Here is a 12931-nt window from a genome sequence, read left to right on the forward strand (position 1 = left end):
GCTGTTACATCTGTCGCCCGGACCTGATGCCTCTAGGCCTGCGCCCTTATCCGACGGCCTCATCCAGGCGCTATCCGGCTGCCTGTCACAAAAGCTTTCGCGCTTTGCAGTCTCGCTGTCACAACCCATCCAGATGATCCCCCTCCAGCAGCGCCGGCCGGCGACAGAACCGGCCGTTTCCGCGCTGCTCAAGACCATTCGAAATCCGAACAGGGGACTTACCTGATGATTCGCAGACACTCGTGCAAAGGGGTGGGGAGCAGTGTTGCCTGGAGTTTGCTGGGCCTGGCGATTTCCGCGCAGAGCCTGGCCGGGACCGTGACCACCGACGGTGCCGACATCGTGATCAAGACCAAGGGCGGCCTCGAAGTCGCCACCACCGACAAGGAATTCAGCTTCAAGCTCGGCGGCCGCCTGCAGGCCGACTACGGCCGCTTCGACGGCTACTACACGAACAACGGCAATACCGCCGATGCCGCCTACTTCCGCCGCGCCTACCTGGAATTCGGCGGCACCGTCTACCGTGACTGGAAGTACCAGATCAACTACGACCTGTCGCGCAACGTCGGCAACGACAGCGCCGGCTACTTCGACGAAGCCTCGGTCACCTATACCGGCTTCAATCCGGTCAACCTGAAGTTCGGCCGCTTCTACACCGACTTCGGCCTGGAAAAGGCCACCAGCTCCAAATGGGTCACCGCGCTGGAGCGCAACCTCACCTACGACATCGCCGACTGGGTCAACGACAACGTCGGTACCGGTATCCAGGCCAGCTCGGTGGTGGGCGGCATGGCTTTCCTCTCGGGCAGCGTGTTCAGCGAGAACAACAACGATACCGACGGCGACAGCGTCAAGCGCTACAACCTGCGCGGCGTGTTCGCGCCGCTGCACGAGCCGGGCAACGTGGTGCACCTGGGCCTGCAATACGCCTATCGCGACCTGGAGGACAGCGCGGTGGATACCCGGATCCGCCCGCGCATGGGCATGCGCGGCGTCTCCACCAATGGCGGCAACGATGCCGGCAGCAATGGCAACCGTGGCCTGTTCGGCGGCAGTTCGGCAGTCGAGGGGCTGTGGAAGGACGACTCGGTCTGGGGCCTGGAAGGCGCCTGGGCGCTGGGTGCCTTCTCGGCCCAGGCCGAGTACCTGCGGCGCACGGTCAAGGCCGAGCGCGACCGCGAGGATCTCAAGGCCTCCGGCTATTACGCGCAACTGGCCTACACCCTCACCGGCGAGCCGCGCCTCTACAAGCTGGACGGCGCCAAGTTCGACACCATCAAGCCGGAGAACAAGGAAATCGGCGCCTGGGAGCTGTTCTACCGCTACGACTCGATCAAGGTCGAGGATGACAACATCGTCGTCGACAGCGCCACCCGCGAGGTCGGCGACGCCAAGGGCAAGACCCATACCCTGGGCGTCAACTGGTACGCCAACGAGGCGGTGAAGGTTTCCGCCAACTACGTCAAGGCGAAGACCGACAAGATCAGCAATGCCAACGGCGACGATAGCGGCGATGGCCTGGTGATGCGCCTGCAGTACGTGTTCTGAGGCGGTCGGGCCCCGTCCGGCGGGTGGGGCCCGTTTCCGCAGGATGTTACCCGCGTCATGAAATTGCCTGGTGGATGTCCGGGCGGGCCGCCCAGCTTGACCCAGGGCACAGATCGCATGGCGGCATCTGGCTATGCTGGTCCCTCGGAAACGCTCTGGGAGGGACTGATGATCGGCTGGGGACGTGCCTGTATTGGCGTCGGGGGGCTGCTGTTGCTGGGCCAGTTGCTGGGGGGCGCCCTGCTGCTCGCGGACGACGGCGAAGCGACGCTGGCGGTCGAACACTTCTGGCAATTCGTCTTCCTGATCCCGGCGATCCTGGTGGCACTGGGAATGTTCGTCCTGCAGCATCACGTGGGTTCCTTCGCCCAGTTGTACCGCCGGCGTCTCGATGGCGCCTCCTACCTGCTGGTCTCCTGCGGCATCGCCCTGGTCCTGGGCAAGCTCTGCGTCCTGCTGCTCGCCTGAGCCCCTCGCGCGGCCCGGCATGTCCGGGTTTGCCCGAGGCATTCAGCTTCCTGATTTAGCCGGAGGCCGCTGAAACCCTTGGTTACACTGGCCTTCATCACACGAACAGGAAGGCAGGACCCCTATGCAAAACCGCATGATGATCACCGGTGCCGGCTCCGGGCTGGGGCGCGAAATCGCCCTGCGCTGGGCGCGTGACGGCTGGCGCCTGGCGCTGGCCGACGTCAACGAAGCCGGCCTGGCGGAAAGCCTGAAACTGGTGCGCGAGGCGGGTGGCGATGGCTTCACCCAGCGTTGCGACGTACGCGACTACAGTCAACTGACCGCGCTGGCGCAGAGCTGCGAGGAGAAGTTCGGCGGCATCGACGTCATCGTCAACAACGCCGGGGTCGCCTCCGGCGGTTTCTTCGGCGAGCTGTCCCTGGAGGACTGGGACTGGCAGATCGCGATCAACCTGATGGGCGTGGTCAAGGGCTGCAAGGCCTTCCTGCCGCTGCTGGAGCGAAGCAAGGGCAAGATCGTCAACATCGCCTCGATGGCGGCGTTGATGCAGGGCCCGGCGATGAGCAACTACAACGTGGCCAAGGCCGGGGTGGTGGCGCTTTCGGAAAGCCTGCTGGTAGAGCTGGCGCTGGTCGAGGTCGGCGTCCATGTGGTCTGCCCTTCGTTCTTCCAGACCAACCTGCTGGACTCTTTCCGCGGCCCGAGCCCCGAGATGAAGCACCAGGTCGGCAAGCTGCTGGAGAGTTCGCCGATCAGCGCCGCCGACATCGCCGACTACATCCACGCCGAAGTGGCCAAGGGCAGCTTCCTGATCCTGCCCCACGAGCAGGCGCGGATGGCCTGGAGGATCAAGCAGCAGAACCCCCAGGCGATCTATGACGAGATGACCGCGATGGCCGGCAAGATGCAGGCCAAGCGTCAGCGCCAGGCCTGAGGGGAAATGGCTGCAGGCCAGCAGGGGCGCGGCTTTGCACCATTGCGGTGCGGCGCAGATAGTGCTTGCCCAAGGCGGTGCGATCGAGTAGCTTGAGTCACCGGCCTGCCTGCCGAAGTACGTTGGACCCCACAAGAAGCCTCGCTCATTTGCGAGGCTTTTTGCTTTTCCGGCCTCGCGCCCTGTGCTAGAAGGCTGCCTCTGCGAGTCCGTTCTGTTCTGGAGTACCCCTGTGGAGTCTGAATCCATCGTCTATGGCTGCATCCGCGACTGGCCGGGCGATTCGATGGAACGGCGCATGCGCCGTGCCGCCAACCGCCGCGTGCTGGACAGCCTGCCGGGCGGCGAGGCCTGGCCGTTCCTCGGCCGCGAGATGTTCAGCCGCTGCGAGCAGTCCGGGGCCGGGCTCTACCAGACCCAGATCATCCACTTCGGTGCCAGCTACCAGGCCATCGAATACGAGTGGAGCCTGTGGGTCGAGCAGTTCGAGGCGTTGCTCAGGCGCCTCTACTGGGCCAGCGCGGTGGTCCACCTGGAGACCGAAGTGAACGGCAGCCATACCTTTCGCTGGGAGTCCGAGCGTGGCTTCCATACCCCCCAGGAGAGCGACCTGCAGGTCCGCTGCGCCTGGGAGCGGGAGGGCGGGCGGCGGTGATCAACTACCTCTGGTTCGTCCTCGCGGCGTTCTGCGAGATCGCCGGCTGCTACGCCTTCTATCTCTGGCTGCGGCTGGGCAAGAGCGCCCTGTGGGTGCTGCCCGGCCTGCTCAGCCTGACCCTGTTCGCCTTGCTGCTGACCCGCGTGGAGGCCAGCTACGCCGGCCGCGCCTATGCCGCCTATGGCGGCATCTACGTCGCCGCGTCGCTGTTCTGGCTGGCTTTCGTCGAGCGCTCGCGGCCGCTATGGAGCGACTGGCTGGGCGTGGCCTTGTGCGTGGTCGGTGCCAGCGTCGTGCTGTTCGGCCCGCGCCTGTCGCAGTGACTCAGGCGGGGTGGGCGGCGCGCCCGTCACGGGCGTCGGACCCCGCCGTCCCGGGCCGCCGCACCCCGAACCGGCGGATCACTGCGAAGTGTTGCGCTGTACGTCACCTTTTTCCTGATCCAGTTCCTTGAGCATCTGCGCGTAGGCATCGCAATCGCTCGGCCGGTTCTGTTCCGAGCGGGCTTCCTGGCGCTGGCGCAACTGCTCGTTGAGTTCCCTGGCCCGTTGCGGGTTCTTCTGGGTGATCGAGGCGACCTTGGTGGCGACTTCCTTGCCCATCTTTTCCGCCTCCGCTTCGGAACAGGCGAAGACCGGCGTGGCGACCAGCAGGGCGCAGGCGCTGGCGAGGGCGAAAAGCGGTTTCATGGCGTACTCCTGTGGGGTGGTCCTGAGCGGTGGAGCCCGGTCGAGCCGACAAAGTTCAGCCGCAACGCCGGACGGCGACCGATTCGAACCCTCGCGGCGGGTTGCGGGTCGCACGCATAGAGAGGGTGCGAAGGACCCTCGTCGCTTATGCCGCAGGAGGTATGCCATGACTCACGATTGGGATCTGGTCGAACGGTTGCTGCTGGAGGTCCGGCAGTCCGCCCATGAGAACTTCGCCCCGCGCGCCCATGCCGAACGCCTGGCCGAGGAACGCTCCCAGGCCGGGCAGCGGGTCGGCGACATGGATGCGTTGAAGCAGAAGGCCGCCGACTACGAGGCGATCCTGCTGGAGGGCGGCTTCATCGAGCCGCGTCCGGAAGAGCAGGGCGGCAATGGCGAGAACTTCGTCCTCACGCCGCGCGGCGAGCGCCTGCTCGGCCTGATCGGCGGCGAGACGCCGAAGGCCGCCGAGGCTCGCCGGCTGCTCGAGGAGAACGGCAGCAAAGCGCTGCACGCCGAGCGCTTCGACCGTTTCGTCGCCGGGCTCTGAAACTGCGCCCGACGGGCGATCGGCGGGGCTTGTGAGTCGCCCGCGGCGCCACCATAGTGCGGAGCATGATGCCTATTTCATCCTCTTCCGCCCGCCGCGCCGAGCCGGCTCCGCGGCCCCTGGCGGAGTTCCATCCCGCCGTCCGCCAGTGGTTCGAACGCCACTTCGCCGCGCCCACGCCGGCCCAGGTCGAGGCCTGGCCGGCGATCCGCGAGGGGCTTTCGACCCTGGTCGCCGCGCCCACCGGTTCGGGCAAGACCCTGACCGCCTTCCTCGCCGCCATCGATGCCCTGGTGGTGGAGGGGATGGCCGCCGGCGGCGAGTTGGCGGATGCCACCCAGGTGGTCTATGTCTCGCCGCTGAAAGCGCTGTCCAACGACATCCGCATCAACCTGGAGCAACCGCTGGCTGGCATCCGCGAGGAACTGGCGCGTCTCGGCCTGCCCGACGTCGATATCCGTAGCGCGGTGCGCACCGGCGATACGCCGCAGGTCGAACGCGGAGCGATGCGCAAGCGCCCGCCGCACATCCTGGTCACCACGCCCGAATCGCTGTACATCCTGCTCGGCTCGGAGTCGGGCCGGCAGATGCTCGCCGGGGTGCGCAGCGTGATCGTCGACGAGATCCATGCCCTGGCCGGCAGCAAGCGCGGCAGCCACCTGGCGCTGTCGCTGGAGCGCCTGCAGGCGCTGTGTCCGCGACCGCTGCTGCGGATCGGGCTGTCCGCCACGCAGAAGCCGATCGAGAAGGTCGCGCGCTTCCTCGTCGGCGCCAGCGGCAATCCGCGCGATCCGGCCTGCCGGATCGTCGACATCGGCTATACGCGCCCCCGCGACCTGGGCATCGAGGTACCGCCGGTGGCGCTGGAAGCGGTGATGTCCAACGACACCTGGGAGCTGGTCTACGACCGCCTGGCGCACCTGGCCGGCGAGCACCGCACCACCCTGGTGTTCGTCAACACCCGGCGCATGGCCGAGCGGGTCACCCGCTTCCTCGCCGAACGCCTCGGCAGCCGCCAGGTGGCGGCCCACCACGGCAGCCTGGCCAAGGAGCTGCGCCTGGATGCCGAGCAGCGCCTCAAGGCCGGGCAATTGAAGGTACTGGTGGCGACCGCCTCGCTGGAGCTGGGCATCGATATCGGCGACGTCGAGCTGGTCTGCCAGTTGTCGTCGCCGCGCTCCATCGCCGCCTTCCTGCAACGGGTCGGGCGTTCCGGGCACAGTGTCGGCGGCACCCCCAAGGGCCGGTTGTTTCCGACCTCCCGCGACGACCTGGTGGAATGCGCGGCGCTGCTCGACAGCGTGCGCCGTGGCGAGCTGGACAGCCTGGTGCTGCCACGCCAGCCGCTGGACGTGCTGGCGCAGCAGATCGTCGCCGAAGTGGCCTGCCAGGAGTGGCGCGAGGACGACCTCTATCGCCTGGTGATCCGCGCCGAACCCTACGCCGGGCTGGAGCGCGAGCGCTTCGACGAAGTCCTGCGGATGCTTGCCGAGGGCTACCACTCACGCCTCGGCGTGCGCGGCGCCTATCTCCATCGCGATGCGCTCAACGGCCTGCTCCGTGGCCGCCGTGGCGCGCGGCTGACCGCGCTGACCTCGGGCGGGACCATTCCCGATACCGGCGACTACAGCGTGCTGCTGGAGCCGCAGGGCCTGCTGGTGGGGACGGTCAACGAAGATTTCGCGGTGGAGAGCCTGGCCGGCGACGTGTTCCAGCTGGGCAACACCTCGTACCGGATCATCCGCATCGAGCCGGGACGGGTGCGGGTCGAGGACGCCCAGGGCCAGCCGCCGAACATTCCGTTCTGGCTGGGTGAGGCGCCGGGGCGCAGCGACGAGCTGTCGGCCAGCGTGGCGCGCCTGCGCGACACCCTCGATGAGCTGCTCTGCGAAGGCCAGGCATTGCCGGAAGGGCAGCGGCTGGAGCCAGCCATCGCCTGGCTCGGCGCCACCCTCGGGCTGGACGATGGCGCCGCGCGGCAGATCGTCGAGTACCTGGCCCGCGCCCGCCAGGCCCTGGGTGGCCTGCCCGGGAGCCGGCGGCTGGTGATGGAACGCTTCTTCGACGAATCCGGCGGCATGCAACTGATCATCCACAGTCCCCACGGCAGCCGCCTCAACCGCGCCTGGGGCCTGGCGCTGCGCAAGCGTTTCTGCCGCAGCTTCAACTTCGAGCTGCAGGCGGCGGCCACCGAGGACGCGATCATCCTCTCGCTGTCCACCAGCCACAGCTTTCCCCTCGACGAGGTCTGGCGCTACCTGCATTCGGTGAGCGCCGAGCACCTGTTGGTACAGGCCGTGCTCGACGCGCCGCTGTTCGGCGTGCGCTGGCGCTGGAACCTGACCACCTCGCTCGGTTTGCCGCGCTATGCCGGCGGTCGCAAGGTGCCGCCGCAACTGCTGCGGATGAAGAGCGAGGATCTGCTGGCCAGCGTGTTCCCCGACCAGGTGGCGTGCCTGGAGAATATCGTCGGCGAGCGCGAGGTGCCCAATCACCCGCTGGTGGCGCAGACCCTTGACGACTGCCTGCACGAGGCGATGGATTGCGAGGGCTGGCTGGCCCTGCTGCGCGACATGGAGAGCGGCGCGGTGGACTTGCTGGCGCGCGACCTGCCGGCGCCTTCGGCGTTGGCGGCGGAGATACTCACCGCGCGTCCCTACGCCTATCTCGACGATGCGCCGCTGGAGGAGCGGCGTACCCAGGCGGTACAGAATCGCCGCTGGAGCGATCCCGAGTCCGCCGACGACCTCGGCGCCCTGGACCTTGAGGCGATCGAGGCGGTGCGTGGCGAGGCCTGGCCGGAAGCGCGCAACGCCGACGAGATGCATGAGGCGCTGAACAGCCTGGGCTTCCTCACCTCGGGCGAGGCCGAGGCCAATCCGGGCTGGGGGGAATGGCTTGCGCAACTGTCGGAGCAACGCCGCGCCGGACGCCTGGACTGCGCAGGCAGCATTCTCTGGCTGGCGGCAGAGCGCCTGCCGGCGATGCGCCTGGTGCATCCCGCGGCGAAGGTGCCCGACGCTTTCCAGGCGCCTCGCGGCTATCCGCCGCCGGACTCGGCGGAAGCGGCGACCGTGGAGCTGACCCGCGCCCGCCTGGGTGGCTTCGGGCCGCGCACGGCCGGGCAGTTGGCGACCGACCTGGGCATCGGTCTGGCCGACCAGCAGTACGCGTTGGCCGCCCTGGAGCGCGAAGGCTATGTGCTGCGTGGCCGCTTCCGTCCTGGCGCGACGGAAGAGGAGTGGTGCGAACGCCATCTGCTGGCGCGCATCCATCGCTATACGGTGAAGCGCCTGCGCCGGGAAATCGAGCCGGTGCAGCGCGCCGATTTCATGCGTTTCCTGTTCGACTGGCAGCGCCTGGCGCCGGGCACCCGTGGCCGGGGAGCGGAGTCCCTGGCTACGGTGGTCGAGCAACTGGAAGGCTTCCAGGCCGCGGCGGCCGCCTGGGAAAGCGAACTGCTGGCAGCGCGGGTGGCCGACTACGCCAGCCATTGGCTGGACCAGCTGTGCCGTTCCGGACGCATCGTCTGGGCGCGCCTGGCCGGACGCAGCAAGGCCGCCGGCGGTCCGCTGCGCAGCGCGCCGATCGTGCTCCTGCCGCGCCGCGAGCTGGGGCTCTGGAGCGTCCTGCAGCGCGACGCGCCGGAGCCGGAACTGTCGCCGCGCGCGGCCAGGGTACTGGAGGTGCTGCGCGAGCAGGGTGCATCGTTCTTCGACGAACTGAGCCAGGACGCCCACCTGCTGCGCAGCGAGCTGGAGAACGCCCTCGGCGAGCTGGTCTCGGTCGGCCGGGTCAACGCCGACAGCTTCGCCGGGCTGCGCACCCTGCTGATGCCGGCGGACAAGCGCAGCCGCCAGGAGCGCCGCTCGCGCGGCCTGCCGGGCGGCATGCAGGACGCCGGGCGCTGGGCGCCGCTGCGCCGGGCGAAGGCGGAAGAGGCGGGGCAGCGTTTGCCGGCGGAGGTCCTCGAACATGTCGCCCGGACCTTGCTGCGGCGCTATGGGGTGGTCGCCTGGCGCCTGCTGGAGCGCGAGGCCGACTGGCTGCCGCCGTGGCGCGAGCTGCTGCGCGTCTACCATCGCCTGGAAGCGCGCGGCGAGATTCGCGGCGGGCGCTTCATCGCCGGCCTGGCCGGCGAGCAGTTCGCCTTGGCGGAAGCGGTCGGCCTGTTGCGCGAGGTGCGCAAGCGGCCGCCGGATGGGGCGATGCTGGTGGTGTCGGCAGTCGATCCGTTGAACCTGGTCGGCGGCCTGCTACCCGGCGAACGGGTGCCGGCGGTGACCGGCAACCGCCTGCTCTATCGAGACGGAGCGCCGCTGGCGGCGCTGGTAGCCGGCAAGGTGCGGATGCTCGCGGAAGTCGACGGCGAGACCGCGCAGCAGATCCGTGCGCTGCTGATCCGCCGTCACTGAGGCCCGCTCAGCGCAGGCTCAGATGGCGGCTGAGCAGGGCCCGCAACGCGGCCGGCTTGACCGGCTTGGACAGGTAGTCGAGGCCGGCGGCGTGGATCTCCGCCACCAGTTCCGGCCGCGCGTCGGCGCTGATCACCACGCCCGGCACCGGCTCGCCCAGGCGCGTGCGCAGCCAGGCCATCAATTGCGTACCGGTCTCGCCGTCGTCCAGGTGATAGTCGATCAACGCCAGTTGCGGGCGCATCTCGCTGTCCAGCAGCGTGGCGCATTCCTCGCGGCTGCGCGCGGTCCAGACCTGGCAGCCCCAGCGGCTGAGCAGGCTGTTCATGCCGGCGAGGATGCTGTCCTCGTTGTCCACGCAGAGCACCTGGGCGCCGTTCAGCGCCTGCGCCGGTTCGGCCTTGTGGCCGTTGGCCAGGGCCGGCGGCGCCTGTCGCGCCAGCGGTACGCGGACGCTGAAGACGCTGCCCTTGCCCGGCCAGGAACGTACCTCCAGCGGATGGCCGAGGACCTTGCAGAGCCGGTCGGCGATCGCCAGGCCGAGACCGAGGCCTTTCTCCGCGCGGGTCTGGTGGCTGTCCAGGCGCTTGAACTCTTCGAAGATGACTTTCTGCTTGTCCGGTGGGATGCCCGGCCCCTGATCCCAGACTTCCAGGCGCAGGCAGCCGTCCTCGCGGCGCACGCCGAGCAGCACATGGCCCTTGGCGTAGCGGAAGGCGTTGGTCAGGAAGTTCTGCAGGATGCGCCGCAGCAGCTTGATGTCGCTGTCCACCCGCAGTTGGCTGCCGCGCAGGCGGAAATGCAGGCCCTGTTCCTGGGCCAGCGCCTTGAACTCGACGCCGAGGGCATCGTAGAGGTTGTTCAGCGGGAACGGGTTGCGTTCGGCGCTGACCCGGCCGCTTTCCAGGCGCGAGATGTCCAGCAGGTCGGTGATCAGGTCCTCGGCGGAACGCAGCGACGAGTCGAGGTGCTGCACCAGGTCGCGGACCTCTCCGGGCAGCGCGTCCTGGTGGGCGAGGGCGGCGGAGAACAGCCGCGCGGCGTTCAGCGGCTGCATCAGGTCGTGGCTGACGGCGGCGAGGAAGCGGGTCTTCGACTGGTTGGCGGCCTCGGCGTTGCTCTTCGCCTCGCTGAGTTCCTGGTTCAACTGCGAGAGTTCCTGGGTACGCTCCTGGACCCGCTGTTCCAGCGACTCGTTGGCGCCCTTGAGGCCCTGTTCGGCCTCGCGGTAGGCGGTGATATCGGTGAAGCTCATGACGAAGCCGCCGCCGGGCATCGGGTTGCCGATCAGCTCGATGACCCGGCCGTTGGGGAACAGCCGCTCGGAGGTGTGCGGAGTGCCCTGGCGCATCCAGTACAGGCGCTTGGCCACGTGCATGTCTGGATCGCCGGGCCCGCACAGGCCGCGATCGGCGTTGTAGCGGATGATGTCAGCGATCGGTCGGCCGACGTAGATCAGCCCGTCCGGGTACTCGAACAGTTCCAGGTAGCGGTGGTTCCAGGCCACCAGGCGCAGCGACTGGTCGACCACGCTGATGCCCTGGGTGATGTTCTCGATCGCGCCCTGCAGCAGGGCGCGGTTGAATTGCAGCACCTCGGAGGCTTCGTCGGCGATCCGCACCACGTCCTCCACCTGCATCTCGCGCCCTTCGATGGCGGCCTTCACCACCGCCCGCGCCGAGGACGCGCCGAGGACCCCGGCGAGCAGGCGCTCGGTGTGCGCGATCCACTCGTTGTTGGCGGTCTGGTTCGGGGTGAAGCCCTTGCCCTGGCGGTAGGCGAAGCGGATGAAGCTTTGCCGCGCGCGTTCCTCGCCGACGAAACGCGCGGCGAGCATCAGCAGGTCTTCCACCTGCACCGCGAGCATGAAGCGCGAGTTCTGCCGCTGGGAGATCTCCTGGCCGATGAAGCGGCTGGCCTGCCAGTGCTCGGACACGCGGGTGCGCGAGAGCACCGAGACCAGGCCGAACAGGGCGAAGTTGCCGACCAGCGAGATCAGCACGCCCTGGGTTAGCGGCTCGATCGGCAGGCCGAAGGGATTGCTTGCCAGCCAGGTCAGGCCGGGGATGCGCTCCAGCGGCCAGCCAAGGCCCTTGGCCACCACCGGCAGGACCAGCGTATAGGCCCACAGCAGCGAGCCGGCGGCGAGGCCGGCGAAGACCCCGCGGCGGTTGGCCTGTTTCCAGTACAGCGCGCCGATCATCGCCGGGCCGAGCTGGGCGATGGCGGCGAAGGCGATCTGGCCGATGGTCGCCAGGCTGGCGCTGGAGCCGAGCAGGCGGTAGGCCACGTAGGCGAGCAGCAGGATCACCGCGATGCTCACCCGGCGCACGGTCAGCAGCCAGTGACGGAAGGCCTCGAAGGGCCGTTCGGTGTCCTTTTCCCGGCGTCGCAGCAGCCACGGCAGGAGCATGTCGTTGGAGACCATGGTCGACAGCGCGACGCTGGCGACGATGACCATTCCGGTGGCGGCCGAGGCGCCGCCGATGAATGCCAGCAGGGCCAGCGCCGGGTGTGCCTCGGCCAGCGGCAGGCTGATGACGAAGGAGTCCGGCATTACCCCGGCGGGCAGGTGCAACTGGCCGGCGAGGGCGATCGGCACCACGAACAACGCGGCCAGCACCAGGTAGATGGGGAACACCCAGCGCGCCAGGTTGAGGTCGCGCGGCTCGATGTTCTCCACCACGGTGACGTGGAATTGCCGCGGCAGGCACATGATCGCGGTCATCGCCACGCCGGTCTGCAGCAGCATCGCCGGCCAGTGCACGGTCTCTTCCCAGTAGTCGGCCAACTGCGGCGCGGCGCGGGCCTGGGAGAAGAGATCGGCGAAGCCGTCGTAGAGGCCGAAGGTGACGAAGATGCCCACGGCGAGGAAGGCGGTGAGCTTGACCAGCGACTCGAAGGCGATGGCCAGGACCATGCCGCGGTGGTGTTCGGTGACATCCAGGCTGCGGGTACCGAAGACGATGGTGAACAGCGCCAGCACCAGCGACACGATCAGCGCCGTGTCCTGGGCGCGGGTACCGGTGGAGTCGGCCCCGGAGCCGATCAGCAGATTCACCCCGAGGACGATGCCTTTCAGTTGCAGGGCGATGTAGGGCAGCACGCCGACCATGCAGATCAGCGCCACCACCACCGCCAGCGCCTGCGACTTGCCGTAGCGGGCGGCGATGAAGTCGGCGATGGAGGTGATGTTCTCCTGCTTGCTGATCATGATCATCTTCTGCAGCACCCAGGGCGCGAACAGCATCAGCAGCACCGGTCCGAGGTAGATCGGCAGGAACGACCAGAGCTGGTCGGTGGCCTGGCCGACCGCGCCGAAGAAGGTCCAGCTGGTGCAGTACACTGCCAGGGAGAGGCTGTAGACCCAGGCGCGCAGGCGGGGTGAGAGCGGGGTGCGGCGACGGTCGCCATAGAAGGCGATGGCGAACAGGATGGCCATGTAGACCAGGGCGACCACGGCGATCAGCCCGATGGACAGCGACATGCGAACTCCGATGATGTCCCCGCGTGAAGCTGGCGTGAGGCGGGGGTCTTGCTTTCGCGCCAGTTTCGCACTTGTCGGCCCGCGCGTCAGGCCGCCTGCGACCAAGGTCGCACGCATGCTTGAGCCGGACGCGCGGAGTTGGTAGCGTGCCGGGCTGCGTGAGCGCGGACGGCCCCGGC

General features: G+C 68.4%; 9 protein-coding genes. 7 read left to right on the plus strand and 2 right to left on the minus strand.

Annotated elements, in window-relative coordinates:
* The first annotated feature begins 225 nt into the window (after positions 1-225).
* The 5 genes from oprP (at position 226) to VQ067_RS09095 (ending at position 3934) form a co-directional block, all read left to right on the plus strand.
* Positions 226-1548: an outer membrane porin OprP gene (gene oprP, locus VQ067_RS09075; protein WP_003122437.1), complete on the plus strand. Its 1323-nt coding sequence runs from the start codon at positions 226-228 to the stop codon at positions 1546-1548.
* A 168-nt stretch (positions 1549-1716) separates the two neighbouring features.
* Entirely contained in the window at positions 1717-2016 is a 300-nt protein-coding gene (locus VQ067_RS09080) for a hypothetical protein (RefSeq protein WP_003091621.1), read from the plus strand.
* 124 nt (positions 2017-2140) lie between these two features.
* Positions 2141-2953: an SDR family oxidoreductase gene (locus VQ067_RS09085; protein ID WP_003091619.1), complete on the plus strand. Its 813-nt coding sequence runs from the start codon at positions 2141-2143 to the stop codon at positions 2951-2953.
* A gap of 232 nt (positions 2954-3185) precedes the next feature.
* Positions 3186-3608 carry a hypothetical protein gene (locus VQ067_RS09090; protein ID WP_003091617.1) on the plus strand — a complete coding sequence of 141 codons (423 nt, stop codon included), beginning with the start codon at positions 3186-3188 and terminating at the stop codon, positions 3606-3608.
* The gene (locus VQ067_RS09095; RefSeq protein WP_003091616.1) at positions 3605-3934 is read left to right on the plus strand and encodes a YnfA family protein; all 330 of its coding nucleotides are present in this window, start codon (positions 3605-3607) and stop codon (positions 3932-3934) included. The genes VQ067_RS09090 and VQ067_RS09095 overlap by 4 nt, the downstream gene beginning before the upstream one ends.
* A 78-nt stretch (positions 3935-4012) precedes the next feature.
* On the opposite strand, the gene VQ067_RS09100 is transcribed toward VQ067_RS09095, so the two are convergent.
* The gene (locus VQ067_RS09100; protein ID WP_003091615.1) at positions 4013-4300 is read right to left on the minus strand and encodes a hypothetical protein; all 288 of its coding nucleotides are present in this window, start codon (positions 4298-4300) and stop codon (positions 4013-4015) included.
* A 166-nt stretch (positions 4301-4466) separates the two neighbouring features.
* On the opposite strand from VQ067_RS09100, the gene VQ067_RS09105 reads away from it, so the two are divergent.
* The gene (locus tag VQ067_RS09105) at positions 4467-4850 is read left to right on the plus strand and encodes a hypothetical protein (protein ID WP_033990939.1); all 384 of its coding nucleotides are present in this window, start codon (positions 4467-4469) and stop codon (positions 4848-4850) included.
* 68 nt (positions 4851-4918) lie between these two features.
* Positions 4919-9265, plus strand: a complete 4347-nt coding sequence (locus VQ067_RS09110; protein WP_033990937.1) for a DEAD/DEAH box helicase — start codon at positions 4919-4921, stop codon at positions 9263-9265.
* A gap of 7 nt (positions 9266-9272) precedes the next feature.
* Here VQ067_RS09110 and VQ067_RS09115 read toward each other — a convergent pair whose 3' ends face one another.
* The gene (locus tag VQ067_RS09115) at positions 9273-12752 is read right to left on the minus strand and encodes a PAS domain-containing hybrid sensor histidine kinase/response regulator (protein WP_003091610.1); all 3480 of its coding nucleotides are present in this window, start codon (positions 12750-12752) and stop codon (positions 9273-9275) included.
* Positions 12753-12931: the final 179 nt, after the last annotated feature.

Source organism: Pseudomonas sp. KBN12P06040, from assembly GCF_037574965.1.
GTDB classification, from domain to species: Bacteria; Pseudomonadota; Gammaproteobacteria; order Pseudomonadales; family Pseudomonadaceae; genus Pseudomonas; species Pseudomonas aeruginosa.